27 protein-coding genes are annotated in these 26,158 nt (G+C 72.2%); 12 read left to right on the top strand and 15 right to left on the bottom strand.

What is annotated here, in order from left to right; genetic code table 11:
• Positions 1-10: 10 nt before the first annotated feature.
• Positions 11-691, bottom strand: a complete 681-nt coding sequence (locus WFH25_RS06135; RefSeq protein ID WP_336697112.1) for a hypothetical protein — start codon at positions 689-691, stop codon at positions 11-13.
• A gap of 86 nt (positions 692-777) precedes the next feature.
• On the opposite strand from WFH25_RS06135, the gene WFH25_RS06130 reads away from it, so the two are divergent.
• Entirely contained in the window at positions 778-1,083 is a 306-nt protein-coding gene (locus WFH25_RS06130; RefSeq protein ID WP_070418579.1) for a hypothetical protein, read from the top strand.
• A gap of 61 nt (positions 1,084-1,144) precedes the next feature.
• Positions 1,145-1,594: a BLUF domain-containing protein gene (locus WFH25_RS06125; protein ID WP_070418580.1), complete on the top strand. Its 450-nt coding sequence runs from the start codon at positions 1,145-1,147 to the stop codon at positions 1,592-1,594.
• A gap of 9 nt (positions 1,595-1,603) precedes the next feature.
• Here the strand turns inward: WFH25_RS06125 and WFH25_RS06120 are convergent, their stop codons facing one another.
• Positions 1,604-3,031: an amino acid permease gene (locus WFH25_RS06120; protein ID WP_070418581.1), complete on the bottom strand. Its 1,428-nt coding sequence runs from the start codon at positions 3,029-3,031 to the stop codon at positions 1,604-1,606.
• Positions 3,032-3,339: 308 nt separating this feature from the next.
• Between WFH25_RS06120 and WFH25_RS06115 the strand changes: the two genes are divergently transcribed.
• Positions 3,340-3,828 carry a DUF427 domain-containing protein gene (locus WFH25_RS06115; protein WP_071296660.1) on the top strand — a complete coding sequence of 163 codons (489 nt, stop codon included), beginning with the start codon at positions 3,340-3,342 and terminating at the stop codon, positions 3,826-3,828.
• A gap of 9 nt (positions 3,829-3,837) precedes the next feature.
• Here the strand turns inward: WFH25_RS06115 and WFH25_RS06110 are convergent, their stop codons facing one another.
• Positions 3,838-4,173 (bottom strand): hypothetical protein, encoded by a 336-nt coding sequence (locus WFH25_RS06110; protein WP_229086134.1) that lies wholly within the window; start codon positions 4,171-4,173, stop codon positions 3,838-3,840.
• An 83-nt stretch (positions 4,174-4,256) separates the two neighbouring features.
• Between WFH25_RS06110 and WFH25_RS06105 the strand changes: the two genes are divergently transcribed.
• From WFH25_RS06105 to WFH25_RS06095, 3 genes are all read left to right on the top strand, one after another.
• A complete protein-coding gene (locus WFH25_RS06105; RefSeq protein WP_070418584.1) occupies positions 4,257-4,637 on the top strand; it encodes a DoxX family protein in 381 nt (126 codons plus the stop codon).
• Between the two features lie 98 nt (positions 4,638-4,735).
• A complete protein-coding gene (locus tag WFH25_RS06100) occupies positions 4,736-5,056 on the top strand; it encodes a hypothetical protein (RefSeq protein ID WP_139219841.1) in 321 nt (106 codons plus the stop codon).
• A gap of 95 nt (positions 5,057-5,151) precedes the next feature.
• Entirely contained in the window at positions 5,152-5,613 is a 462-nt protein-coding gene (locus WFH25_RS06095) for a hypothetical protein (protein ID WP_071296662.1), read from the top strand.
• An 8-nt stretch (positions 5,614-5,621) separates the two neighbouring features.
• On the opposite strand, the gene WFH25_RS06090 is transcribed toward WFH25_RS06095, so the two are convergent.
• Both WFH25_RS06090 and WFH25_RS06085 read right to left on the bottom strand, forming a co-directional pair.
• A complete protein-coding gene (locus WFH25_RS06090) occupies positions 5,622-6,242 on the bottom strand; it encodes a hypothetical protein (RefSeq protein ID WP_070418587.1) in 621 nt (206 codons plus the stop codon).
• Positions 6,243-6,358: 116 nt separating this feature from the next.
• Entirely contained in the window at positions 6,359-7,828 is a 1,470-nt protein-coding gene (locus WFH25_RS06085) for an APC family permease (RefSeq protein ID WP_336697111.1), read from the bottom strand.
• Positions 7,829-7,966: 138 nt separating this feature from the next.
• On the opposite strand from WFH25_RS06085, the gene WFH25_RS06080 reads away from it, so the two are divergent.
• Positions 7,967-8,392 (top strand): DUF6892 domain-containing protein, encoded by a 426-nt coding sequence (locus WFH25_RS06080; RefSeq protein WP_336697110.1) that lies wholly within the window; start codon positions 7,967-7,969, stop codon positions 8,390-8,392.
• A gap of 127 nt (positions 8,393-8,519) precedes the next feature.
• On the opposite strand, the gene WFH25_RS06075 is transcribed toward WFH25_RS06080, so the two are convergent.
• Complete coding sequence (locus WFH25_RS06075; RefSeq protein WP_336697109.1) at positions 8,520-9,137, bottom strand: uracil-DNA glycosylase; 618 nt, start codon at positions 9,135-9,137, stop codon at positions 8,520-8,522.
• On the bottom strand, positions 9,134-10,336 hold the full coding sequence (locus tag WFH25_RS06070) for a glycosyltransferase (protein ID WP_336697108.1): 1,203 nt from the start codon (positions 10,334-10,336) through the stop codon (positions 9,134-9,136). The genes WFH25_RS06075 and WFH25_RS06070 overlap by 4 nt, the downstream gene beginning before the upstream one ends.
• A gap of 57 nt (positions 10,337-10,393) precedes the next feature.
• Between WFH25_RS06070 and WFH25_RS06065 the strand changes: the two genes are divergently transcribed.
• Positions 10,394-10,582, top strand: coding sequence for an antitoxin VbhA family protein (locus WFH25_RS06065; RefSeq protein ID WP_336697107.1), 189 nt, complete (start codon positions 10,394-10,396; stop codon positions 10,580-10,582).
• Entirely contained in the window at positions 10,579-11,181 is a 603-nt protein-coding gene (locus tag WFH25_RS06060; protein WP_336697106.1) for a Fic/DOC family protein, read from the top strand. The genes WFH25_RS06065 and WFH25_RS06060 overlap by 4 nt, the downstream gene beginning before the upstream one ends.
• Here WFH25_RS06060 and WFH25_RS06055 read toward each other — a convergent pair.
• Positions 11,178-12,044 carry a DUF429 domain-containing protein gene (locus WFH25_RS06055; protein WP_336697105.1) on the bottom strand — a complete coding sequence of 289 codons (867 nt, stop codon included), beginning with the start codon at positions 12,042-12,044 and terminating at the stop codon, positions 11,178-11,180. The two genes, WFH25_RS06060 and WFH25_RS06055, sit on opposite strands and share 4 nt — an antisense overlap.
• 220 nt (positions 12,045-12,264) lie before the next feature.
• Between WFH25_RS06055 and ligD the strand changes: the two genes are divergently transcribed.
• Positions 12,265-13,284 (top strand): non-homologous end-joining DNA ligase, encoded by a 1,020-nt coding sequence (ligD, locus tag WFH25_RS06050; protein ID WP_336697104.1) that lies wholly within the window; start codon positions 12,265-12,267, stop codon positions 13,282-13,284.
• 5 nt (positions 13,285-13,289) lie between these two features.
• On the opposite strand, the gene WFH25_RS06045 is transcribed toward ligD, so the two are convergent.
• Both WFH25_RS06045 and WFH25_RS06040 read right to left on the bottom strand, forming a co-directional pair.
• Positions 13,290-13,433, bottom strand: a complete 144-nt coding sequence (locus tag WFH25_RS06045) for a hypothetical protein (RefSeq protein ID WP_175473622.1) — start codon at positions 13,431-13,433, stop codon at positions 13,290-13,292.
• 82 nt (positions 13,434-13,515) lie between these two features.
• Positions 13,516-14,565: an ATP-dependent DNA ligase gene (locus tag WFH25_RS06040; protein WP_336697103.1), complete on the bottom strand. Its 1,050-nt coding sequence runs from the start codon at positions 14,563-14,565 to the stop codon at positions 13,516-13,518.
• A gap of 120 nt (positions 14,566-14,685) precedes the next feature.
• Here WFH25_RS06040 and WFH25_RS06035 point away from each other — a divergent pair, with 120 nt between their 5' ends.
• Positions 14,686-15,729 carry an MBL fold metallo-hydrolase gene (locus tag WFH25_RS06035; RefSeq protein ID WP_336697102.1) on the top strand — a complete coding sequence of 348 codons (1,044 nt, stop codon included), beginning with the start codon at positions 14,686-14,688 and terminating at the stop codon, positions 15,727-15,729.
• Positions 15,730-15,911: 182 nt separating this feature from the next.
• Here WFH25_RS06035 and WFH25_RS06030 read toward each other — a convergent pair whose 3' ends face one another.
• The 5 genes from WFH25_RS06030 to WFH25_RS06010 form a co-directional block, all read right to left on the bottom strand.
• The gene (locus WFH25_RS06030) at positions 15,912-16,544 is read right to left on the bottom strand and encodes an FMN-dependent NADH-azoreductase (protein ID WP_336697101.1); all 633 of its coding nucleotides are present in this window, start codon (positions 16,542-16,544) and stop codon (positions 15,912-15,914) included.
• A gap of 133 nt (positions 16,545-16,677) precedes the next feature.
• Positions 16,678-18,312, bottom strand: a complete 1,635-nt coding sequence (locus WFH25_RS06025) for a putative Ig domain-containing protein (protein WP_336697100.1) — start codon at positions 18,310-18,312, stop codon at positions 16,678-16,680.
• 200 nt (positions 18,313-18,512) lie between these two features.
• Positions 18,513-19,346 carry a hypothetical protein gene (locus WFH25_RS06020; RefSeq protein ID WP_336697099.1) on the bottom strand — a complete coding sequence of 278 codons (834 nt, stop codon included), beginning with the start codon at positions 19,344-19,346 and terminating at the stop codon, positions 18,513-18,515.
• A gap of 167 nt (positions 19,347-19,513) precedes the next feature.
• Positions 19,514-21,424: a hypothetical protein gene (locus WFH25_RS06015; RefSeq protein WP_336697098.1), complete on the bottom strand. Its 1,911-nt coding sequence runs from the start codon at positions 21,422-21,424 to the stop codon at positions 19,514-19,516.
• A gap of 209 nt (positions 21,425-21,633) precedes the next feature.
• A complete protein-coding gene (locus WFH25_RS06010; protein ID WP_070418601.1) occupies positions 21,634-22,536 on the bottom strand; it encodes a LysR family transcriptional regulator in 903 nt (300 codons plus the stop codon).
• Between the two features lie 81 nt (positions 22,537-22,617).
• On the opposite strand from WFH25_RS06010, the gene WFH25_RS06005 reads away from it, so the two are divergent.
• Positions 22,618-26,079 (top strand): bifunctional proline dehydrogenase/L-glutamate gamma-semialdehyde dehydrogenase, encoded by a 3,462-nt coding sequence (locus WFH25_RS06005; RefSeq protein WP_336697097.1) that lies wholly within the window; start codon positions 22,618-22,620, stop codon positions 26,077-26,079.
• Positions 26,080-26,158 lie beyond the last annotated feature (79 nt).

The raw sequence follows: 26,158 nt of genomic DNA, 5'->3' as shown, positions 1-26,158 counted from the left end.
GCTCGCCGGGTCAGCGGATCGACCAGGTGCTGCCGGCGTTCAGCTGCAGGACGGACGGGCCCTTCGACAGGGTGATCCGCTTCGAGAGGTCCTTGCCGGAGCCGTCGTCGCTGGCGGGGATGGTCTCGTAGTCGTTGCGGAGCAGGGTTTCGCGGAGCATGCACGTCGCGACCCGAGTCGTCGTGCACCGGAACTGCCGGGCGGCGGAGGAGCCCCAGTAGAGCATCACGTTGTCGCCGTGCCCCGACGTCGTCAGGGCGGGGGCGCTCGAGACCTGGCTGAACCGCAGGGTCCACTGCCCCTTGGCCTCCACCTTGAGCGCGGCGGGCTTCCGCCACGAGTCGGTGCCGTAGGCGACACGGCCGGTGTACTTGCCGCCCTGGCCGATGGGGTTCGACCCGGTCGGGCCGCCCTTGCTGTTCAGCTCGTGCACCTCGAACTCGGTGTGCTCGGCATCCGCCGGGGTGAACGTCGCGACGATGATCCCGCTGCGGGCGTTCTGCGGGAGCACGATCGTGGCGTTCCTGCTGCCCGACTTCGTGAACGGGGTGAACGTGCCGTACTGGTGGTCGTACTGCGCCTTCATCGCTGCGGGCATCCCGGCGGCCTGCGCCGGCGCGACACCGACGAGGGACGACACCACGGCGGCGACGCTGACGACGAGTGCGGCGGTGAGGGTGGTGCGGCGCATGGAACTCCTCCGGATCGGCGTTCCCGATGATGGCGTGCGGCGCCCGCGTGCGACAGACCCTGTCCGGGGGCCGCGATACTGGGTGGGTGACGACACTGCGAGGAGAACTGCGCTCGACCGCGACGACGGAGGCCGAGGGCAGCGGCGAGAACATCGAGGCGGCGCGCACGGCGGCGGTCGAGGCCCTGGACCTGCACGGGTTCGAGCTGCAGCAGGTGAACGCGGTCACGAGCAAGGCGACCGGCGAGACCACCGTGCGTGCGATCGCCCGTTCCAAGGAGACCCGGCCGCACGAGGCGACCGGGCAGACCTACGAGGAGGCGCTGCAGGCCTTCCGCGCGTCGATCCCCGAGGGGTGGCAGGCCCAGAACATGCGCGAGATCCGGTCGTAGGACGTCCGGCGTCCCGTTCTGGGGGAGTCGCGGGCGCGCGGGAGCGGGCAGGATCGACGGCATGCTGCAGTCACTCGTCTACATGAGCGCGGCCACGGAGCCGTTCGACGACGACGCCCTCGACGAGGTGCTCGCTCACGCCCGTGCCCGGAACACCGCCGACGGTCTGACCGGGCTGCTCGTGCACCGCAACGGGCGGTTCATGCAGCTGCTCGAGGGACCGTACGAGCAGGTGCTGTCGACGTACCAGCGGATCCTCGCGGACGAGCGCCACGACGAGGTGCGGCTCCTCGCCGAGGAGTCCATCCACACCCGGCGCTTCCCGGAGTGGTCGATGGCGTACGACCGCGACGTCGAGGGCGCTGCGACGCCGGAGGGCTTCAGTGACTTCCTCACCTCGGGCGACCAGAGCGCCGACTCCGGCCGTTCCCGGGAGCTGCTGCGGTGGTTCCGCAACCACCCGATGGCCGACCCGACGGCGGCGAAGGGGAAGCACCGCCGGGACGCGTAGCCCGTCCGGTCAGACGATCGGCTTGCCCGTCGCCTCGCCGGTCGCCAGCTTGCTGTGCCGACGGGAGTAGCCGAAGTACACGCCGAGGCCGATCGCGAACCAGACCGCGAAGCGCACCCACGTCTCCCACTGCAGGAACGTCACGAGCCACAGCGACGCGATGACGCCGATGATCGGGATCACCGGCATGAACGGCAGCCGGAACTGCCGGTCGAGGTCGGGCTGGCGGTAGCGCAGCACGATCACGGCGGAGCAGACCACCACGAAGGCGAGCAGGATGCCGATGTTCGTCAGCTCGGCCACGACCCCGATCGGGAGCACGCCGGCCAGGATCGCCGACGCGATGCCGAGGATCCACGTGACGCGGGTCGGCACGTGGCGCTTCGGGTCGGTCTTCGCGAACCACTTCGGCATGAGGCCGTCGCGGCTCATCGAGAACCAGACGCGACTCGCACCGAGCATGAAGGTCACGAGCACGGTGATGATGCCGACGATGGCGCCGATCGCGATGATGTTCGCCACCCCGCCGAGGCCGACCGAGGCGAACGCCGACGAGAAGCCCGAGGCGGGGTCGATGTCGGTGTACTTCTGCATCCCGGTGAGCACCAGGGTCGCGAGGACGTAGAGGACCATCGAGATGCCGAGCGAGAGCAGGATCGCCTTCGGCATGTGCTTGCGGGCGTCGGTGGACTCCTCGGCGGCGGTGGACATCGCGTCGTAGCCGAACACCGCGAAGAACACCGTCGCGGCACCGGTCATCACGCCGCCGAAGCCGAACGGGAAGTACGGCGAGTAGTTCGCGCTGTTGATGTGGAACACGCCGAGCACCACGATGAGCACGACGAGGGCGACCTTGATGCCGACGGCGACGAACTCGAACCGTGCGGCGCTGCGGATGCCGCGGGTGAGGACGAACGCGGTGAGCAGGCACAGGATGATCGCGAACACGTCGATCACGTGGCCGTCGCCCGTACCCGGTGCGCCGAGCATCCAGGCGGGCAGGTCGATGCCGAACTGGCCGACGAGGAACCCGACGTAGCCAGAGATCCCGATCGCGACCACCGCCACGATCGCGGTGTACTCGAGCAGCAGGTCCCAGCCGATAAACCAGCCGACGATCTCGCCGAGGACCGCGTAGCCGTACGTGTACGCGCTGCCGGCCTTCGGGATGAGGCCGGCGAACTCGGCGTAGGACAGGGCCGCTGCGGCGCTCGCGACACCGGCGACGAGGAAGCTGATGAGGACCGCGGGGCCGGCGACGCCGTTCGCGACCGTGCCGGCGAGGGTGAAGATGCCCGCGCCGATGATGCCGCCGATGCCGATCGCGGTGAGCTGCCAGAGGCCGAGGTGCCGTTTCAGGCCGCCGTCGCCACCGGTCTCGTCGTCGATCGTCTCGATCGGCTTCCGTCGGAAGAGGGTGCGTGTCGTCGTCGTCACGCGCCCACTCTGCACCCTGCGGGCGCCGCGCGTCCGCCGCGCCCTGCGCCCCGCGCGACCACGGGCGGGCCGGGCCGGCGGGGCGGGGGCGAGCCGCGCCTCCAGGCCCGCGGGCAGGGACGGGCGGGGCGGGCCGGCGAACGTTTCGCGCTACGCGACAGTTCACGCGCCGGACCGAGCGTGAACTGTCGCTCAGCGCGAAAGTCCGGAGAGACGTCCCGCGCGACCACGGACGGGGCCGGGCCGGTGGGGCGGGGGCGAGCCGCGCCTCCAGGCCCGCGGGCAGGGAGGCGGCGTAGACGTGACCCATGCGCCGACCGAACCGTACCGAGCCCGCACCCGGCCAGGAGTCCGTGTGGGACTACCCGAGGCCTCCCGCCGTGGAGCCGGTGCCCGAACGCGTGGTCGTGCGGCTCGGCGGCGAGGTGGTCGTGGACACGACGGACGCGGTGCGGGTGCTCGAGACCTCGCACCCGCCGGTGTACTACGTGCCGATGGCCGACCTCGAGCTCCGGCCGGCCGAGGGGTCGAGCATGTGCGAGTTCAAGGGGCGCGCGCGGTACTTCGACGTGGTGGGCGGGGACGTGGTCGCTCCGCGGGCGGCGTGGAACTACCCGACGCCCGAGCCGGGCTACGAGCAGCTGCGCGACCGGGTGGCGATCTACCCCTCGGCGATGGACTCGTGCGAGGTCGGCGGCGAGGTGGTCCAGGCGCAGGAGGGGGACTTCTACGGAGGGTGGATCACCTCGCGGGTGGTCGGACCGTTCAAGGGTGCGCCGGGCACGCTCGGGTGGTGAGGGTCCGCGTCAGCGGTGGGCGTACGGCGTCCAGAACGGCGAGGGGAAGGCGCCCCCGGTCACGATGACGAGCAGCTGCCACACGAGCATCACGAGCCCGAGCACGCCGAGGACGATCCCGATCCACGACCAGACCCGCACGCCTCGTTGGGTCCGTCGTGCGATCGACAGGGCGCGCCAGCCGCTGGCGATGCACACGATGCCGAACACCGCACCGAGCACGACGTGCCGCCCCATCGAGGCCGCGGGGACGATGAACCCCATGTAGAGCGCCATCGGACCGAGCAGCGCGGCCACGACGGCGGGTGCTGCGGGTGGCTCGTGGTCGCGGGAGGCTGTTCCCATGCGTCCGAACCTAGCGGGGCGGTGGCGGTCCGGCACGCCGTGCGGCGCGTGCGGTGGCCGTCCGGCACGGGCACGATGGAGGCATGCGATCCTTCCTCCGCGTCCTGCTCGGCCTCGCGCTCGTCTTCGCCGGCACGAGCCACCTCACCTTCGCCCGGCAGGACTTCCGCGCCCAGGTGCCCGACTTCGTCCCGCTCGACGAGGACACCACGGTCCTGGCCTCCGGCATCGCGGAGATCGGCCTCGGCAGCGCCCTCGTGCTCGCACCCCGTCGCTCGCGTCGCTTCGTCGGCACGGTGGCGGCGCTCTTCTTCACCGCGATCTTCCCCGGGAACATCTCCCAGTGGCTGAACCGTCGCGACGCCTTCGGGCTCGACACGGACGTCAAGCGCATCGGCCGCCTGTTCGGCCAGCCGGTCCTCATCGCCTGGGCCCTCTGGTCCACGCGCGGGCGGCGAGGGTGATGGAAGCCCCCGTGGTCGCGGATCCGCTCGGGTCCGGTCCGGCGGCCTTCGGACGGGAGGCGCGACACCCCCTGGCAGGCGGCCGTCGCGTCGCGGACGTGGTCGCGACGGTCGTGCTGCTGGTGCTGTTGGCAGCGGAGTCGGTGGTCGCCGGTGGCGGGATCGTGTTCCTGTCGCTCGCGTTCAGCTCGTGTGGCGCTCCCGGCAACTCCTGCGACGAGACGCTCGGCGGTGCGGTCGTCTACGTCGGGCCGGTGCTCGTCGCCCTCGTGCTCGTCGCGGCGCTCGTGGTGTGCGTGCTGCGACTCGTGCGGCGGCGGCTCTCGTGGCCGTTCGCCCTCGTCGGCATCGCGGCCGTCGTGGCGGTGTTCTTCGGCGCGATCCTGCTCGTCGACAGCGCGATCACCCACGGCATCTGAGGGTCGTTCCTCCACAGGGCGGCCCCGTGCGGCGGTCGTCCACAGATGAGCGTCTGGTCGCTGAGCGGTGCGGTGGTCTCGGCGACGCTGAGGGCATGCCAGACACCGACATGCTCGACCGCCTCATCCGCACCCCTGCCCGCACCGACGACGACGTGGTGGACCTCGTGACCGCCCTCGTCGAACGCCCGATCACCCGGCAGTGCTGGGTGCTCTTCCTCGACGAACGGGCCGTGCCGGTGTCGTTCGTCATGCCGATCTCCGACCTGCCGTGGCAACCCGACGAACACGTCGAGGACTTCGCCGCGCTGGTGGGCGACGTCCTCGTGCAGGTCGGCGCGGCCGAGGTCGTGCTGGTCTGGGAGCGCCCGGGGGAGTCCCGGCTGTTCCCGGTCGACTGGGAGTGGGTCGACGCGTGCGCCTGCGCGTTCGAGGAGCACCACGTCCGGCTCCGTGCGCAGGTCGCGGTGCACACCGGCGGCGTCGCGATCGTGTCGCTCGACGACGTCGAGCCGGTCGAGCCGGTGGACGACGGTCCGCTCCCGCTCGCCTCGTGACGTGCTGGTCAGCCCTGGGGTGCGGTGTCGGGGACGGTCTCCCCGGTGAGGCCCTCGACGACGGACTTCGCCTCGGGCCAGAACTTCGCGTAGTGGTCGGGGTCCGAGTTGATCTGGACGGCGTGCGCCATCTGGGTCGGGGTCATGGTCTTCCAACCGGGGATCTTCACGAGCTTCGTGTAGAACATCGACGCCGCGGTGTACGGGTCCATCCGCTGCTCGTACGTGCCCCAGGCACCGTTGTCCCGCTGCTGGAAGAGCCCGCGGCTGTCGGGTCCGGCGGCGTCCCCGTGGTCGAGGTTCACCAGGCTCGACTCCCCGATGGCGGTCATCACGCCGACGGCCTGGGTGTGCGGTCCGATGCCCATGGCCTGTGCGGCGCTGATGACGTACGCGGCGTTGACCAGGCGGTCCTGGCAGAACCCGCCGACGGGGCCCGCGGGGACGACGATGCCGCCGATCGTCCTCGTCGCGACGTCCGGGCAGGTCGGGGTCGGGTCCGCGACGACACCCTTGGCGGCACCCGTCAGCGAGTTCACCGCGATGACGATGACCACCACGACGCCGATGCCGATCGCGACGACGCCCGCGCCGAACACCGACGCGAGGGTGATGCCGACGCGGCGCATGGCGGGTCCTCTCGAGCGGGGCGGGTCAGGCGGAGCACGAAGAGGCTACGTGCGCCGCCTGGGAACCGCACCCGCCCGATCGGGGGTGTCCGAGGACCGGCTCGGTCGTTCGCGGGTCAGACGTCGCGGTGGTCGTGCGTCTGCGCCGGCTCGTTCGGGCGCTGCACCTTCGTCGGTTCGGTGACGAGGCCGGTGGGCGCCTTCTCGGTCTGCTTCCGCCCGTGGGTGAACCACGTCACGATCCACAGCAGGATCCCGAGCGCGAGCAGCGCGCCCGCGATCTGGTACTGCTGCGGGTCGCGGCCGGACGAGAAGGGCAGCACGAGCCACAGGCAGGTGACGACACCGATGATCGGCACGATGACCCCGGCCCGGAAGTGCTTGTGGTCGACCTTGTCGCGGCGCAGCACCAGCACCGACGCGTTCACGACCGCGAACACCGACAGCAGCAGGAGCGAGGTCGTGCCGCCGAGCACGACGACGATGGGGGAGTCGGGGTCGAGCGAGACCCACCCGATCAGCAGCAGCGAGATGAGCGTCGTGAAGACGATCGCGGTGGACGGGGTGCGGCGGGCCGGCGAGACCTTGCCGAGGAAGCCGGGCAGGACGCCCTGCTTGCTCATGCCGTACAGCAGTCGCGACGCCATCATCATGTTGATCAGCGCGGTGTTGGCCACGGCGAACATCGAGATGAACGGCAGCAGGTCGGCGATCGGGAAGTCCGGGGCAGCGGTCTGCACGACGGTGACGAGCGGCGTCTCGTTGCCGGCGAGCTCACCGATCGGCACGACCGCCACGGCGCAGATGGACACGAGCACGTAGATCACGGCCGTGATGCCGAGACCCGTGAGCATGACCTTCGGGAAGATGCGGGAGGGGTCCTTGGTCTCCTCGGCCATGTTCACCGAGTCCTCGAACCCGACCATGGCGAAGAAGGCCAGCGACGTGGCGGTCGACACCGAGAGCAGGAGCGACTTGTCCTCCGGCGTGTCGAACATGACCACGCGCGAGAAGTCCGCGTTGCCGCCGGCGATCGCCCAGAACCCGATGAGGATCACCATCACGAGACCGGACAGCTCGACCAGGGTGAGGACGACGTTCGTCTTCACGCTCTCGCTGACGCCCCGGAAGTTGATCGCCATCACCGCGAGCATGAAGCCCATCGCGATGAGCATCACGACCGCGTTCGGCAGCTCCAACCCGAAGCCGGCGCCGAGGTTCGCCGCGAACGCCCGCGAGGCCGTCGACGCCGAGGTGATCCCCGAGCACATCACGATGAACGTCACGATGAAGGTGACGAAGTGGATGCCGAACGCCTTGTGGACGTACAGCGCCGCACCGGCCGTCTGCGGGTACTTCGTGACGAGCTCGAGGTACGAGAACGCCGTCAGCAGCGCCACGGCGAACGCGATGAGGAAGGGGAGCCACGCTGCTCCGCCGACCTCCGCCGCGACCTGACCCGTGAGCGCGTAGACGCCCGTGCCGAGGATGTCCCCGACGATGAAGAGCAGGAGGAGTTTGGGACCGATGACCCGCCGGAGCTCTGGCTGCTCCTGTTGCGGGCGCTCTGTGTTGGTGGTGGCCATGCGTCAGCCTGTTCCGCTTCGGGTCATCCTGTCCAGTCTCACAGGCAAATCGCCGCAGATCGCAACATGCTCGTGCTCCGTCGGACACGTGCCACTGCCCCTGGGCGCTCTCGGGTGGCGACGGCTACGCTCCGAGCCATGCACGACGAGTCGAACACGACCGAGGAGCCCGTGGAGTTCGCCGACTTCAACGCGAAGCTCCTCGTGCTCGATGTGCTCTGCTACGACCTCGACGTCCTCCAGCCCTACGCCGGGGACGACGACGAGAGCGACGAGGACCTCGACGTCGAAGGGCAGGACGACCGTGCGCGCGAGTACTACGACGACCTCGACCTCCTGCCGTCGCAGCTGTCGCTCGTCACGGAGCTGACGGTCGACTCCGACCTCGAGGTCCTGCAGGACGTGCACCCGGGGTGGGACGGCTCGGACGACCGGTACGACCCGCAGAACTGGGACGACGTCCTCGATCTGCCGGCGCTCGGCACCGTGTACGCCGCGGCACCGCTGCCCGCGCACGTGGTCGAGCGGCTCGCCGCGAAGGGCGTCGAGGTCCGCTCCGCCTGAGCCTGCGGCGCGCCCCCGCGAGCCGAGACTCGGCTGCGCGGACACCTTCGTGCGGGATCGGCCGCGAAAGTGTCCGCCCGGCCGAGTCTCGCCGCACCCGCACCCGCACCCGCACCCGCCCGCGCGCTCAGCGGCGGAGCGCCAGCACCTGCTCCGTGAACTGCGCGGCCCCGCCCTGCGCCGGGTGCCGCACCGCCACGGCGTCGATCCCCGCCAGCGCCAACGCCCCCTGTGCCTTCCGCCCCACGGCGACGACCTGGACGTCGTCGCCGCCCGGACCCGCCCGCATCGCATCGAGCAGCGCGAGCGCGACGGGCGCCCCCTCCCGGACCTCGGCCGGCCGTGGCGTCCGGTTCGTCAGCCGGTCCGGGGCAGCGAACGGGTGGTGCGGGAAGATCGCCCACGTCATCGGGAGCGCACCGTGCCACGACGCCAGGGCAGCCTGCACGACACGGGAGGACGCCTCCCACGGGGCGGTCGGTTCGGGCGGGACGAGGTAGTCCGGCCCGAGCTCCCGCATGCTCGTGAACGGCACGCCGGTGTTCGTCATGCCGCGCCACCCCGGGGCCTCGGCGACGAGCACCGTGTCCGCCCGGGCCCCGACGGTCGAGAGGTACCGCTCGAGGTTCGCCCGACGCAGCCGCCCGGCAGCAGTCGACACGTCGTACAGCGCCTCGGCGTCGTCCGCGACCGGCACGGCGTCGAGCGCTGCCCAGAACGCGTCGAACCGCCCGCCCCCGGTCACGCGCGTCCCAGCACCCGGCGGTACACGTCCTCGAGCCCGGCGGCCGAGCGCTCCCAGCTGAGGCGCTCCGCGTGCTCCCGGCCGGCCGCGGCCAGCGACGCCGCGTACGACGCGTCCGTCAGGATCCGCTCCGTCTCCGCCGCCCAGACGGCCGGGTCGCGGGACTCGAGCACGACCCCGGTCTCGCCGTCGACCACGGCCTCACGCAGTCCTCCGGCAGCGGCGGCCACGACGGGCACCCCGGACGCGGAGCCCTCGAGCGCGACGAGGCCGTACGTCTCCGAGTGCGACGGGACCAGCACGGCTGCCGCGCCGCGGAACAGGAACGCCAGGTCGGCCCGCGACTGCGGACCGACGAACGTCACGCGGTCGGCGATCCCGAGTCGGGCCGCGAGCCGACGCAGTTCGTCCACGTAGTCACCCGCCTCGCTCGAGGCGTCCCCGGCGATGACGAGGGTGGGTCGCGCCTCCTGGCTGATGCCGGCGATCGCCTCGATCGCGAGGTCCAGCCCCTTCAACGGCTGCACCCGCGCGGCGGCGACCACGTACGGGACGTCCGCGCGGCGGGCGCCGGCGGCGGACGGACGGAACACCGACCCGTCGACGCCCGGCGGGACGATCCAGATGCGCCCGGTCTCGCCGCCGAGCCGCGTGCGGACGGTGTCGGCCTCGGCCGAGGACACGACGACGACCGCGTCGGACTCGTGCGCGAGCATGCGCTCGCCGGCCATCCGTCCGTCGGACTCCGGGCGCTCGCCCTCGGACAGCGGCGTGTCGCTGTCGGCGGCGATCGAGTGGAAGGACTGCACGTGGGGGACGCCCCGCTCACGGGCCACGGGGAGTGCGGCCGCGCCGGAGAACCAGTGGTGCGAGTGGAGCACGTCGAACGGGCCGAGGTGCTCGAGCTCGCGGCGGAACGGCTCGATGAACGCGTCGTGCTCGCCCTTCGGCACCGGCTCGGCGGGCCCCGCCGACAGGAACCGCAGGCAGACGCCCGGCACGAGCGACACCGTGTCCGGCTGCGTCGGCGACGAGCGGCGCGTGATGATGTCGACGTGGTGGCCGCGGTCCGCGAGGGCCTCGGCCTGGTGGCGGACGACGACGTTCATGCCGCCGACCTCGCCGGAGCCGGGTTCGTCGCCGGGGGAGGTGTGCAGCGACACCAGCCCGATGCGCAGGGGTTCGGTGGTGGTGCTCACCGCGCAAGCCTATCCGCGCGTCTGGAATCCCCGACGGTCCCGGCGTAGGATCGGAGCATGGCCAAGGGAACTCGAACCGTCAGCGGAGCGGAGCGTGCCAAGCGCACGCGTGCCGTCGCTGCGGTCGTGCACTCGGGACGCCTCGAAGGCTTCAAGGACAATCCCGAGTGGATCCAGAACATGGAGCGGTTCGCCAACGGGGAGATCAGCCGCGAGGAACTCCGGGCCATCGCCCATCGCCGGTGAACCCTCGTCCCGTCGGCGGCTACCACGACGAGCAGTACGTCCTCCGGAACAAGCTCGGTGCGACGACCCGCGAAGAACTCGCGGCGCTCGAAGTCCCCGAGGTCCAAGACCGGGAGCTCGACCTCCTGCTCGGTGAAGTGGACGGTCTGTCGGACCTCCGTCCTTCGCTCCGGGTCCGTCGCATCCACGCGTTCCTCTTCCAGGACGTCTACGAGTGGGCCGGCGAGTACCGCCTGGACGGCATCGCGAAGCACCCTGACGAGCCGTTCCTCCCTCCCGAGCTGATCCCGTCGAGGATGGAGCAGTTCGACGACGTTCTCGGCGACGCGCACGGCATGCGCGCGGATCCTCGGGAGTTCCTGACCCAACAGTTCGCGGTGCTGAACGCCATCCACCCCTTCATGGAGGGCAACGGCCGGACCCAGCGCGAGTTCTGGCGGCAGTTCGCCGAGGAGTACGGCATCGTCCTCGACTGGAGGAACGCGACCACGGCCGAGAACCACCACGCGGCACGCCGGTCCATGCTCGGCGACCTGGGGCCCCTGCGCACGCTGATCGCGAAGGTGATCGTGTCCGACGACTCGTCGGCGACGGACTAGACCGAGCCCGACACGTCCGGCACACCGGACGAGGGCGCCGCCCGCTGCGACGGGCGCGCGGGCGCCACCACGACGGGCCGTCGGCCCGCCTCGTCCACAGCGTCGGACGGGAGGCACGGATCGCCTCCCAGGATCTGCACGCGGTCGTCGCCGTGCCGCTCCCAGAACGCGGCCGTCCAGGCGCAGAGGGCGCCGTCGAGCAGGTCCTCCCGGTGCTTGTGCGTCGGCCCGTGGATCCCGGAGGGCTCGGCGAGCGCGCGGGCGAGCGGATGCGTGTCGAGCCGGAGCGGAGGGTCCAGCGGCGTCTCGCGCAGCCGACGCACGAGCTCGTCGAACGCCTCCGCCCGTCGTGCCCGGGCCGTCGCCGGCGGGACGTGCAGGTCGAGACGCTTGTACCGCGGCCGTTCGACGTCGTAGCCGAGCTCCTCGACCCCGACGAGGGTCGTGTACGGGTAGCACTCGAACACCGCCGGACCGGTGCGCTCCCGCATCGCCGCGGTCGACGACACGTACCCGACGCCCAGGGCCGTCAGCCGCTCGAGCAGGCGGGCCCCGGCGCTCGCCGCCGACGCGAGGTTCGTCGGGTTCGCCGCGACCTTCCACCGGCCGTAGCGCTGGCCCACCTGCCGTTCGGCCTCGCGGATGCCGGTCGGGTTCGTCACGACGAGCGAGGCGTCCACGGCGATGAGGGAGCGCTCGCCGAGGTGTCCGGCGATCCAGTCGGTGACGGCGTCGACGCCCCGGGCCCAGCCGGCGTCGGTGACCGCTCCGTCGTGGTCCATCGCGACGAGTCCGGTCTCGTTCGGTGCGCGGGTCGCGGTGCCGAGTCCCCATGCCAGGTCCACCCCGAGGTACGCGTTCACCCGTCCATCGTGCACCCGGGCGGGCGGGACATGCCGCGCGCGGTTCGCCGAACGGGCGGAACCGGTCGGTGCGGCGCGCCGAGCGTGACGTACTTCGCCCGCTCGACCCCGACCGCCCGCGACCCCGACCCCGACCGCCCGCGACGCAGCCCGACCGCCCGCGACCCAGCCCGACCGGGGCTGCGGCCGGGCCCGGGCCCGCCCGTGTACGGTCCGCTGCATGGCGAGCGAAGCGACGACGCTGACGGTCCCGGGGCCGGACGGCGACCGGGAGGTCCGGATCAGCAGCCCCTCCCGCGTGCTCTGGCCCGAGCCCGGCATCACGAAGCTCGACCTGGCGGAGTACCTCGTCGCCGTCGGTGACGCGTTCGTCCGGGCCAACGGCGACCGCCCGATCTCGCTGCAGCGGTTCCCGGGCGGCGTCGACGGCGAGCAGTTCTTCTCGAAGAACCCGCCGAAGGGCGCGCCCGAGTACGTCCGCGCGGTCACCGTCACCTACCCGAGCGGCCGACAGCACCCGCAGCTCGTGGTGGACGAGCCGGCCGTCGCGGTGTGGGCCGCGCAGATGAACACCGTCGTGTTCCACCCGTGGGCCTCGCGCGCCGGAGACCCCGACCACCCGGACCAGCTCCGCATCGACCTCGACCCGCAGCCCGGCACCGACTTCCACGACACCGTCCCCGTGGCGCACGAGCTCCGGAAGGTGCTCGACGAGGTCGGGCTGACGGCCTGGATCAAGACGAGCGGGAACCGTGGGCTGCACGTCTTCGCGCCGATCCTGCCCGAGTACGAGTTCCTCGACGTCCGGCACGCGGTGATCGCCGCCGCGCGCGAACTCGAGCGACGGATGCCGGACCGGGTGACGACGGCGTGGTGGAAGGAGGAGCGCGGGGAGCGTGTCTTCGTCGACTTCAACCAGGCGAACCGCGACCGGACGATGGCCGGTGCCTACAGTCCCCGTGCCCTCGCGCACGCGGCCGTGTCGACGCCGATCGCGTGGGACGAACTCGACGACGCCGATCCCACGGCGTTCACGATCCGGTCGGTGCCCGAACGGCTGCGGACCACGGGCGACCCGTGGCAGGCGATGCACGACGAGCCCGCGAGCATCACACCGCTGCTGGCGTGGTGGGAGCGCGACCTGGAGAACGGCGAGGAAGAGCTGCCCTTCCCGCCGGACTTCCCGAAGATGCCGGGGGAGCCGCCGCGCGTGCAGCCGTCACGCGCGAAGAAGGCCTGAACGGGTCAGACGGCGGCGCAGTCCTCGGCGCGGCCCTCGGGCTCGGCGACGCGCGTGGTGTGTGTCGGGAGCGAGACGCTCGCCGTGTGCAGGCGCGTCAGTCGGGACCAGGTCCCGCGGTGGGCGTCGCTGATGCCGTCGATGATCATGTCCCGCTCCCGTCTGCTCGATGCGGATGCATCCGCATGGAAGAAGTTACCTAGTTAGCCTAACTACATCAATCGTCGAGCGTCAATCGGACAGCAGCACGGCGTCGAGGTCGTACGCCGCCGGAACCTCGAGCTGGTCGAAGCCGCACGAGGCGGCCTCGCGGTCGGGACGCCACCGTTCGAACTGGACCGTGTGCCGGAACCGGTCGCCCTCCATCTGGTCGTACCGCACCTCCAGGACCAGCGACGGCGTCAGCCGGACGAACGACGTGTCGCGACCCGACGAGAACCGCGAGCGTTCCCCGTCACCGGTGACGGGCCTCCCGTCCGCATCCCGGAGGACCACCCGGTCGAGTTCGTCCACCAACTCGACCCGTCGCTTGTCCGAGAAGGCGGACACGCCGCCCACCTGCCGGAGCTCGCCGTCGTCGCCGTACAAGCCGACGAGCAGCGAGCCGACGCCGGTCCCGCTCTTGTGCACGCGGTACCCGATCGCGACGACGTCGGCCGTGCGGTGGTGCTTGACCTTGAGCATGGTGCGCTTGTTCGGCTCGTACGGCTTCGCCCGGGGCTTGGCGACGACACCGTCGAGCCCGGCGACCTCGAACGTGGTCAGCCACTCGCGGGCGAGGTCGACGTCGAGCGTGGTGCGCGTGACGAACAGCGGGTCGGACATGTCCTGCGACAGCGCGTCCAGGCGCGACCGACGCTCGTCGAACGGCAGGTCCAGGAGCTCCGTGCCGTCCACCGCGAGCAGGTCGAACGCCACGAACTGCGCGGGGGTCTCGGCGCTGAGCTTCGCGATCCGCGAGGCCGCGGGGTGGATCCGCTGCGACAGCGCCTCCCAGTCGAGCCGTTCCGCGCCGGCGTCCCCGGAGCGCAGGATCACCTCGCCGTCGAGGACCACCGGGTGCTCGCGGCCACCGAACTGTGCGCGGAAGGCCTCGACGAGCTCGGGGAAGTAGCGGGTGAGGGGCTTCGCTCCGCGGCTGCCGATCTCCACGTCGTCGCCGTCGATGGTCACGATGCCGCGGAACCCGTCCCACTTCGGCTCGTACCGGAGTCCGCCGCGCACGCTGTCGGGTTCGGGGACGGTGGGGACGGCCTTGGCGAGCATCGGTGCGATCTCCATGGGTCCTGTCTACTCGGGCGGCCGCGTCCGTCCGGCAGGTGTCGCTCCGTCGTCGGGTGGCCGTGGCCCTGGAGGCGCGGCTCGGCCCGGTCGCGACCCGCACCTCAGTAGGGTGGTCGCGTGACGACCGTGCCCCCGCCGGCAGCGCCGGTACCGGAACCGATCAGCCCCGTGCAGGCCGCCGCGCTCCGCGACGGCGTCATGCCGCCCGTGGAGGAGGTCCGCCCGGGCATCTGGACCCTCGCCGTGCCGTTCCGCTTCGGGGTGCCCGACGCGACGCTCGTGTACGTCGTCGAGGGCTCCGACGGCTCGCTCGCGCTGATCGACCCCGGGTGGACCGCCGACGACGGTCTCGACGTGCTCCGCGACGGCCTCACTGCGATCGGGCGGTCGCTCGACGACGTCGGGCTGGTCGTCGTGACACACCTGCACGCGGACCACCTCGGCGCCGCGGCGGCGATCCGACGCGCCACCGGCGCCCGGGTCGCCATGCACCGGCTCGAGGTCGAGGCGCTGCACCGGGAGCGGGCGGACGCCGCGGCGAACGACGCCGACATCGCGACGTGGGGACTGCCGGAGCACCTGCGCGCCGGCGTGGTCGAGGCCTGGGGGAGCGGGCGACGGATCGGGCTCGGTCGGACGGCGGAGCCCTTCGCGGACCTGCTGCTCGAGGACGGCGACGTGCTGCCGGTCGCCGGTCGGACGATCCGGACGCTGTGGACCCCCGGGCACACCGCCGGGCACTGCTGCTTCGTCGACGCGGAGGACGGCCTGCTGTTCACCGGCGACCACGTCCTGCCCCGCATCAACTCCGGGATCGGGCTCGGGGGCCGGACCGCCACGAACCCGCTCGGCGACTACCTGGCGTCACTCGGGCGGCTCGACGGCTCCGCGGACCTCGAGGTCTGCCCCGGCCACGAGTACCGCTTCCGCGACGTCGTCGGCCGTGCCCGCACCCTGGCTCGGCACCGCGAGGAACGGTCGCGGCACGTCGCCGACGCGCTCGACGCCCTGTCCTCGCCGACGCTCTACGAGGTGGCGTCGCGGGTGCCCTTCAGCGGGGGCATCGAGTCGATGACGGGGTTCCTGCTCGCCAGCGCGCTGACGCAGACGGCGTTCCACGCGGCGCTGCTCGGTCGCGCGGACGAGGTCCGTCCCGCCTGACCCCGCCGGCCGCGGCGGCCTCGGCACGGTGGTTCGCGCCGCCGTCGCACAACGCAAGTGCATCCGCGCCGTGGATCGCCGCGGCGCGGATGCACTTCGGTTGTGCGGACCGCCGCGGGCGCCCGGGGGCGCCGCTGCCGCCGCGGTCGCTGCGGCCGCCGCGCGGGCGCCGCGGACCGGCGTCAGCCGAGCGTCGCGGCGAGGCGCTCCAGCGTCGTCTTCGCGTCGGCGAACTCGGCGGCGGCGTGGTCCGCGAGCGGTGCGAGGTCGGGCAGCCGGTCCGCCAGGGTCGCACTCACGGTGATCGGGTACGGCTTCATGCCGAGCGCGGTCCCGAGGATGAGGTGCAGGACCGGGGAGCCGTGGTCCCAGCCCTCCGTCGGCGTCCCGGCGTCGTACGTGGCACCCCGGCTGACGACGGTGACGACCGGACGCCCGGCGAGCGGCTGCACTGCACCGGCGAGGACACCCGGCACGTGGATGCGGTCGATCCACGCCTTGAGCGTCGACGGCAAGGTGTAGTTGTAGAGCGGCGCACCGACCACGACGACGTCGGCGCCGAGGAGCTCGTCGATCACTTGTTGCCGGAGCGCGTCGGCCTCGGGGGCCACGACCTCGTCGTCCGTGCGTTCGGCGGCGGCCCAGTGCAGCGCCGAGGTCTCGAGGTGGGGGAGCTGGTCGACGTGCAGGTCGCGTCGGACGACCGTGTACTCCGGGCCGCGTGCGCGCCAGGCGTCCGCGAAGGCCGCGGTGAGGGCGCGGGAGCGGGAGTGCGCGAGGTCGGCCGAGGAGTCGATGTGCAGGAGCGTGGGCATGGTCCCCACGCTACCGACCGACACCCGCCGCATGACGGGAACGGCCCCGCCGCGCCGGTGAGGGGCGAGGCGGGGCCGAGGTGGGCCTCCCGTCAGTCACGCGGGCACGCGACTGGCGGGAGGCGTCTGGGCGTCAGCGCTGGGCGTGACGGCGGCGCAGCGTGCGCACACCGATCAGTCCGGCGCCGGCGAGGACGAGCGCGAGGGCCCAGGGGAGGGCACCCGTCGCGTCGGAACCGGTGTAGGCGAGCTGGCCCTTCGCGGTGGTGGGCGTGACGATGGCCACCGTCGGGGTGGTCGGACGCACGTCGACCGCGAACGAGAGCGGCTGCAACGCGCCGCTCGCGACCGTGAGGGTGTGGATCGACGCGTGCGGGAACGTGACGCCGAAGACGCCCTGCCCCTCGGCACCGTTCTCCTCGTACGGCGCGACCACGTCGGTGGCGACGTCCGAGGTCACGGTCGGGACGAACGTCGGGTTGCCCTCGTCGTCGAAGTCCGACGCGTCGTTGCCGAAGCGGTCGACGGGCGAGCCGGACACGATGAGCGTGCCGCCCTGCGCCACGGTGGGACGGCCGGTCGGCGTGAGGGTGAGCTCCTCGGGGAAGCCGTCCTCGTCGGTCGACAGGTCGACGGTGTAGATCGAGCCGTCGGGCTGGATGAGCCAGATGCGCTTGTCCCGCGCGGTGATCGACTTCTCGTCGGTCGTGAACGCGGTGATGCCGAACGCGGCGGCGTGGTCGACGGTCAACTCGACGTACTGCGTGGTCGAGACGTCGCCGCTCGTGGCCGTGACGGCGAAGTCGTAGAACGACGCGAGGGTGGCGGTGCCGCTCAGCTCGCCCGTGGTCGGGTCGAACGTGATGCCCTCGGGGAGCTGGTCGTCGACGGTGAAGTCGTCGTCCTCCTCGAAGCCGTACCCGATCGCGATGGAGTCGGCCTGCGACTTCGACTCGACGATCGAGTCGGCGGAGTCCTCCTCGTCGCCGTAGTACCAGTCGAGTTTGTAGGTCGGCGCCGGGTACCCCTGGGCGCGGAACGTGTACGAGAACGGGTCACCGGCGGTGGCCTCGAGGGGCAACACGTCGACGTCCGCCTCGGTGCCCTCGGTGATGGGCTTGCCGTCCGCGTCGACGAACACCGGGTCCTGCGTGATGACCGCAGAGGGGTCCGAGGTCACGGTCTCCTTGCCGCCGCCCGGCAGGTCGCCGGTCACGGTCACGACGAGCTGCTTGCCCGCCTCGGTCTGGTCGACCGTGAAGGTCTTGGACTTGGAGATCGTTGTCGGCGTCGGGCCGGCGTCGGCCTCGGTCCAGACGTACTTGAACGAGCCGTCCTCGTCGAACCCGGTCGTGTCCGCCGTGAGCTGCGAGCCCACCTTGGTGTCGCCGGAGACGGTGACGGTGGGGTCGGCGGCCAGCGGCGTGACCGGTGCGTCCGTCGACGCGGCCGACGGCGTCTGGTTCCGTGCGGGAGCGGACGGTGCGGTGGTGCTCGTCGGCGCGTCCGTCGCGGTGTCGGTCGGCGCGTCCGTGGGTGCCGGGTCCGTCGGCGCGTCCGTCGGCGTGGTGTCCGTCGGCGTGGTGTCCGTCGGCGCGTCGGTCGGCGTCGGGTCGGCCGGCGCGGTCTGCGTCGGGACCGACGTGTCGGCGCCCTCGGCGTGTGCTGCCGTCGCGGTCGCGATGCCGAGACCGGTCGTCAGCGCGATGAGCGCGGCGGTGGTCCCGAGCGCGCAGGCGCGTCGGACGGTGGAAGTGCTGCGGCGCACGTGTTCCCCCAGGTGTTCAGGTCCGGTCGGGTGCCGGATCGTAAGAATCTGCCGAGAATCCTCGGCCTGATCGGATCGTAGGGGTACGCGCGCGTGATCGGGAGCACCGAGCATGAAATGTGACCTGGGTTGGGGGTGCGTGCGGGAAACCGCGGGTGGCGTGCCGTCCAGCGCGCCACCCGCGGCTCCCCGTGGTCGACTCAGTGCGCGGCGTGCGCCACCGAGACCGTGAACGACGTGTGCGCGTGCTCCTGGGTCACGGTGAGGCGGTGCGACCACGCACCGCTGATCGTGATCGTGTCCTGGGCGCCGGTCCGGGTGACGTGGTCCGACGTGACGTTGCTCGTGACCGTGGACACGTCGCCGCCCTCGTCGGGAGCCTTGATGACGTTGCCCTCGGCGTCGACCGCGACCCCGGTGACGATGAGCTGCTCGAGCCGGACCGCCGGGACGGTCTTGACGACCGTCGCCTTGCTCGTGGGGGTCAGCCGCTGCCGGATGACACCGTTCGGCGCGATGTACCAGATCGGCGCGGTCGTGTTCGGCTGCGAGACGTACGTCCGCACGCCGACTGCCGCCCCCGGGCGCACGGTGAGCTGCACGTACGCGTGGGCCTCGACGCCGTTGCGGAGGGCGACGACCTGGAAGTCCCAGATACCGCTCTCGACCCCCGTGCCGGACAGGACGCCGGTGTTCGTGTTCACCGAGAAGTGGTCGGACGCGCGCGGCGAGTCCGGCGTCAGCCCGGCCGGCTCGTCCATCGCGTAGGCGACCGACCCCGCCTTCGTGTTGGTGGTGAAGGTGTACGCGAACGCCTTCCCCGCGGTCGCGGTCAGCGCGATCGGGTGGGCGGCGGACGAGCTCTGCGTGAAGGCGAGCGGCGCCGGCGTCGCCGCGGCGTGCTGGCTCGTGACCGTGGCGCTGGCGGATGCGGCGTCGACGCCGAGGACGGCGGTCGAACCGGCTGCGGCGACGGCGACCGCGACGGCGGTGACGAGGGCCGCGCGACGGCGCGACGACGTGGTGGTGTTCATGAGATCCCCTGGTCGTTCTGTGCAGGGCGGCGATCCGCTCCTGTCAGCGACGACGGTACGACCGCAGGCGTCCCCGGGGCATTCCGGTTCACTCAGGCGTGCCGACGATGACGGGAGGCGCGGTGCCAGCTGGCACCGCGCCTCCCGTCCCGCCGGACGGTCGCGTCTCAGGCGCGACGGCGACGCAGCCGGTGGACCAGCAGTCCGCCGCCGGCGGCGAGCAGTCCGAGCGCCCAGGCGAGGGGACCCGAGGTCTCCGCGCCGGTGTAGGCGAGACGGCCGGAGCCCGTGTTCGTGGTGGCTCCCGCCGTCGCCGCGGTCGGGGTGACGTCGAACCGGATGTCCTGCGTGCGGTCCTGGTACGCGACGGTCACGACGTGCGGCGAGGCGTGCTCGAACGTGACCCAGGTCGCGGCGGTGCTCGGGTCGTAGGCGATCCGGTCACTCGCGACGTCGCTCGTGATGGTCAGGTCGTCGTGGTCGGCGACCGCGTTCCCGTAGGCGTCGACCGGCACCGCGAGCACGAGCATGCGCTGCCCCTGCCGTGCGGGGACCGCGTCGACGACCTCCGAACCGCCGTCCGGGGTGATGTGCGTGATCGTGTCGCCGTCGACCGACCAGGTCTCCGACTCCGGGTCCCGGTCGGACGGCAGGACCGCGACGACGAGCTTCGCGAAGGCCGCGGGCGAGACGGTGACCTCGACGTTCGCGACGGCCTCCTGCCCGCCGCTCGTCGCGACGACCTGGAAGCGGAACGACGTCGCCGCCGTGCCGGTCCCGGTGAGCACGCCCGTGGTCGGGTCGATGGCGAGGTCGAGCCCGTTCCGGGCGTACGTGTCGTCGAAGGGCTCGCCCTGGACACCGCGGAGCCCGTAGCGGATGTCCGACGGGTCGGTCGCTCCCGACACGTCGAACGTCCGCGTGAACTCCTCGCCCGCGGTCGGGGTGATGGCGATCGGGGCGTCGGCGGACGACGGGTCGACGAACGCGAACGGCTCGTCGGCGACCACGACGGTGAAGGACGTGGACACGCCGCCCTCGGAGACGGTCACCGTGCGGATGCCGGCCTCGGTGAAGGTCACGAGGTTCGCACCCGCCGGGTCCCACACCGCACGGTCGGACGCCACGGTGCTCGTGACGGTCGACCGGGGGTAGTCGTCGTCCTGGTCGCTCCCGGTCACGCGGTTGCCGTAGGCGTCGACCGCGAGACCAGCCAGGGAGAGGGTCGTCCCGGTCGCGACGGGGACGTCGGAGACGACGCGGACTCGTCCCTTGCCGACTGCTTCCTCCCAGATCGTGCCGTCCGGCTCGACCTGCCACAGGCCGGAGGACTGCTGCGCGGAGACCGAGAAGGTGACGCCGACCGGGGCGCCGGGCTTCACCGTGAGCTCGACGTACTCGACGGCGGTCTCGGAGCCGCTCGTGGCGATGACCTGGAACGTGTAGGTCCGCAGGGCGTACCGAGGCGACCCGGACAGCGTGCCGGTGGTCCCGTCGAACGAGAAGTCGCTGTTGAAGTCGCCCTGGCCGATCACCGGGCTGCCGTTCGCGCCGCGCACCTTGTACGTCACGGTGCCCGACCCGCCCGTCGCGGTGAACGTCCGGGACACGGTGTCGCCCACCGTCGCGGTGAGGACCAGCGGGGCGTCGGCGCTCGTGCCCTCGGGGAAGGCGAGGGCCGCGGCGGCGGACTGGTCCGGAGCCTCCTCGGCCGGCGCGCTCGCCGCGGGTGCGGTCGTGGGAGCGGACGGCTCCGGTGCCGCTGTCGGGTCCGTGGTCGGGTCCGTGGCCGCGTCGGGCGTCGGGGCCGGCTCGGGCGACTCGGCGGGGTCGTCGGTGACCACGGGGGGAGTCGTCCCCGTCTCGTCGGCGCTGGGCGACGTCGGGTCGCTCGCCGCGCCTCCCGAGCCGTCGGACGTGCCGGTCGTGACGGTGGTGGCGGGCGTGAGCGGTGTCGGAGCCTCGTCGGCCATCGCGCTCGTCGCGCCGATGCCGAACGCCGAGGAGGCGGTGACGATGGCGACGGCTGCGCCGATGGCGGCGCCGCGTCGGACACTGGCGGTGCAGGACTGCTTCATGGGATCCCCCTGGATGCTGTGCGGGGCACCGGGAGGTGCCCTCATCCTGGAGGTGTCGCGGCGCCGACGATCCTGACGACCCGGTACGTCTCGGTCCGGTAACGACGACGGAGCGGCCGGTCGGTCGCGCTCGGGTCGGTCGCGCTCGAGTCGGTCGCGCTCGGGTCGGTCGCGCTCGAGTCGGTCGCGCTCAGGTCGGTCGCCGACGGTCAGTCGCCGACGGTCGCGGCAGCGCGCTCGAGGGCAGAGCGGAGGGCGCGGACCGCCGGCGACGAGGACCCGGCCGCTCGGACCACCGTGAAGATCGTCCGCCGCGGGTGCTCCGGCAGCTCCACCAACCGGCACGTCGTGGTCCGGCCCGTCCACATGAGGTCCGGCATGAGGCTCGCGGCGTTGCCGGACTCGACGAGCCGGATCTGCGTCTGCAGGTCGGCGGTCTCGTACCGCACGTCGGGCTCGAAGCCCCAGCGACGGCAGACCTGCTCGGCGAAGTGCCGCGACGCGGTCCCTCGAGGCTCCATCACCCACGGCAGCGCCGCGGCGTCCTCGATCGACGACACCGGCGCGAGGGCCGTGTCGACCGGGGGCAACGCCAGCCGGACGGCGTCGGTCGTGAGGTCCTCGCGCTGCAGCCCGGGGAGCCGCGGTGCCGCGTGCGCGGGGTACTGCTCGGCGATGACCATGTCGAAGTCCCGGATCCACGTCTCGTGCAGCGCGGTCTCCGGCTCGCGCTGCACCATCTCGATGCGGACGTCCGGGTGCTCGGTCGCCATCGCGTGCAGGGCGTTCGGCATCAGGGCGAGCGCCGCGGACTGGAACACCGCCACCCGGATCCGACCCTGCACGGTCGGCATGGTCTCCTCGACCTCGGACTGCGCCCGCTCGAGGACGTCGAGCACGTGCCCCGCGGCCTGGACGAGCACCTCGGCCTGCGGGGTGAGCTGGAGCCGCCGTCCGGCCTTGCGGAGCAGGGGCACGCCGGCCTCGCGTTCCAGGGCGGAGAGCTGCTGCGAGACGGCCGACGGCGTGAAGTTCACGGCCTCGGCCACGGCGGCGATCGTGCCACGGATCGAGAGCTCCCGGAGGAGGACCAGGCGGCGGACGTCGAGCATGCCGACACTTTAGTGTCGCTGATGGGTATCCGTCACGAAACGTTGCTTCCGCTTCAGCATGGCGGGCTCCACACTGATGCCATGACGACCCTGCACGAGCACCCCGCCACTGACCACGACGCCCTCGCGGACCAGTCCGTCGCGCTCGTGCGACAGTGGCTCGCCGAAGCCGAGACCTACCCGGTCGACGGCTCGGCGAAGCAGCTCGCCGGGGTGCTCGCCGACCCCGCCGGCCTCGACTTCGCCGTCGGGTTCGTCGACGGCGTCGTCCGCCCCGAGGACCTCGGCGTCGCCGCACGCAAGCTCCGTGCCATCGCGCCCGGTGCGCCCGGCTTCCTGCCCGCCGCACTCCGCGGGCTCGTCCGACTCGGCGGTGGGATGGCACCGGCGCTGCCCGGCATCGTCGTCCCGATCGCCCGCCGCGTGCTCCGCGACATGGTCGGCCACCTCATCGTCGACGCGACCGACGCCAAGCTCGGGCCGGCCATCGCGAAGATCAAGCGCGACGGCGTCCGGCTCAACGTCAACCTGCTCGGCGAAGCCGTCCTCGGCGAGGGCGAAGCAGCCCGCCGACTCGAGGGCACGCACAAGCTCCTCGCCCGCGACGACGTCGACTACGTGTCGATCAAGGTCTCCTCCACCGTGCACCCGCACTCCCCGTGGGCGTTCGACCACGCGGTCGAGGACATCATCGCCAAGCTCCGCCCGCTGTTCCGCCGTGCCGCATCGGCGTCCCCGGCGAAGTTCATCAACCTCGACATGGAGGAGTACAAGGACCTCGACCTCACCATCGCGGTCTTCACGAAGCTCCTCGACGAGCCGGAGTTCCTCGGCCTCGAAGCCGGGATCGTGCTCCAGGCGTACCTGCCCGACGCGCTCGCCGCGATGGAGCACCTGCAGGAGTGGTCCGCCGCCCGCCGTGCCCGCGGCGGTGCCGGCATCAAGGTCCGCCTCGTCAAGGGCGCCAACCTGCCGATGGAGCAGGTCGAGGCGTCGGTGCACGGCTGGCCGCTCGCCACCTGGCACACCAAGCAGGACTCCGACACCAACTACAAGCGCGTGCTCGACTGGGCGCTGACGCCGTCGCGCATCGAGAACGTCCGCGTCGGGGTCGCCGGCCACAACCTCTTCGACGTCGCGCACGCCTGGCTGCTCGCCGGGGAGCGCGGCGTCCGGGACGGCATCGAGTTCGAGATGCTGCTCGGCATGGCGCAGGGGCAGGCTTCTGCGGTCAAGAACACCGTCGGATCGCTCCTGCTCTACACGCCCGTCGTGCACCCGCAGGAGTTCGACGTCGCGATCGCGTACCTGATCCGCCGCCTCGAGGAAGGCGCGTCGCAGGAGAACTTCATGTCCGCGGTGTTCTCCCTCGTGTCCTCGCCCGACCTGTTCGCCCGCGAGGAGGAGCGCTTCCGCACGTCGCTCGCCCCCCTCGCCCTGCCCGGTGGGCTCGATGCCCCCGCATCCCACCGCGTCGCCGACCGCTACGCCGCCGTCGGTCGCCCAGGCCCGGGGCACTTCGAGAACACGCCGGACAGCGACCCGTCGGTCGCCGCGGTGCGGTCGTGGGGTGCGGCGATCACGGACCGGGTCGCGTCGTCGACGCTCGGCGTCCGTGCCGTCCAGGAGGCGCGGGTCGACTCCGCCACGGCGCTCGACACCGCGCTCGGTCGCGTCCGGGACGCCGGTGCCGTCTGGGGGACCTGGTCCGGTGCCGCGCGTGGCGCCGTGCTCCACGCCGTCGGCGACGCACTCGAGGCGAACCGCGCAGCCCTGGTCGAGGTGATGGCGTCCGAGACCGGCAAGACCATCGACCAAGCCGACCCCGAGGTGTCCGAGGCGATCGACTTCGCGCACTTCTACGGTTCGCTCGCGTCCGAGCTCGACGAGGTCGACGGTGCGTCCTTCACCCCGGCCGCCCTCACGCTCGTCGCGCCGCCGTGGAACTTCCCGGTCGCGATCCCCGCCGGGTCCACCCTCGCCGCGCTCGCCGCCGGGTCCGCCGTCGTGCTGAAGCCCGCGCCGCCCGCCGAGCGCTCCGGTGCCGTCCTCGCGTCGATCATCGAGACCGCGCTCGATGCCATGGGTGCCCCGGCCGACGTGCTCGCGTTCCTGCAGGTGTCCGAGAACGACCTCGGGCAGCAGCTCGTCGCGTCGCCGCTCGTCGACCGGGTGATCCTCACCGGGGCGTACGAGACCGCTTCGCTGTTCCGGTCCTTCCGGCCGGACCTGCCGCTGCTCGCCGAGACCTCGGGCAAGAACGCGATCATCGTCACCCCGTCCGCCGACCTCGACCTGGCCGTGAAGGACGTCGTCGCCTCGGCCTTCGGGCACGCCGGGCAGAAGTGCTCGGCCGCATCCCTCGTCGTGCTCGTCGGCTCCGTCGCCACCTCGCGGCGCTTCCGCTCGCAGCTCATCGACGCGGTGTCGTCGCTGACCGTCGGCTACCCGACCGACCCCACCACGCAGATGGGGCCGGTCATCGAGCCCGCCGCCGGCAAGCTCCTGGACGGCCTGACGACGCTCGGCGCGGGGGAGTCGTGGGCCGTGCAGCCCGCGAAGCTCGACGACTCCGGCACGCTCTGGAGCCCCGGCGTCCGTGACGGTGTCCGCCGCGAGTCGGCGTTCCACCGCACGGAGTACTTCGGGCCGATCCTCGGCATCATGACCGCGCGCACGCTGGACGAGGCGATCGACATCGTCAACGAGGTCGACTACGGCCTCACCTCGGGCCTGCACTCCCTCGACCGCGCCGAGATCGGCACCTGGCTCGGGCGCATCGAGGCGGGCAACCTCTACGTCAACCGTGGCATCACGGGCGCGATCGTCCGCCGCCAGCCGTTCGGCGGGTGGAAGAAGTCGGCCGTCGGTGCCGGGTCGAAGGCCGGTGGGCTGAACTACCTGCTCGGGCTCGGGTCCTGGGCGCCTGCTCCGGCCGCGTCCGGTTCCTCTCCCTCGTCTGCGGTCGCCGCGTTCGTCCGTGCCGCGGGGGTGGCGTCGCCGTCGCTCGACCGGGCCGTGGCGTCCGACGAGCAGGCGTGGGCGTCGCTGTTCGGCACGGCGACCGACGTGTCCGCGCTGACGGCGGAACGGAACATCGCGCGCTACCTGCCGTACCCGGCGGTGCGGGTGCGCCTGGCTGCCTCTGCCTCCGATGACGGGGTCGCCGATCTGGTCCGCGTCGTCGCGGCGTCCGTCCGCGCCGGTACGACGATCGACGTCTCGACCGTGTCGACCCTGCCGTCCGGTGTCGCATCGGCCGTCCGGGCACTGCCGAACGTCCGGTCGCTGACGCAGTCGCACTCCGACGCGGCGTTCGCGTCGGCGGTGGCGAGTGGTCCGTCCGGTCGCGTGCGGCTCATCGGTGGCGACACGTCGGCGCTGTACACGGCGATCGGTGGTCGGCCGGACGTGGCCGTGTACGGGGAGCCGGTGACCGAGGCCGGGCGTCTCGAGATCCTGCCGTTCGTGCGGGAGCAGGCCGTGTCGATCACGGCGCACCGCTTCGGCACCCCGAACCACTTGACCGACGACCTGATCTAGGGCGGCGGCCGCCGCGGTCGGTCGTCGTGCGGGCGATCTCGCTTCGAACCACGGAACCGACATCGAACCAGGGCACCGG

This window comes from Curtobacterium sp. USHLN213, assembly GCF_037144815.1.
In the GTDB taxonomy this organism is placed as follows: domain Bacteria; phylum Actinomycetota; class Actinomycetes; order Actinomycetales; family Microbacteriaceae; genus Curtobacterium.
Note: the sequence above shows the minus strand (reverse complement) of the source record. Positions and strands in the feature narration are given on the sequence as shown.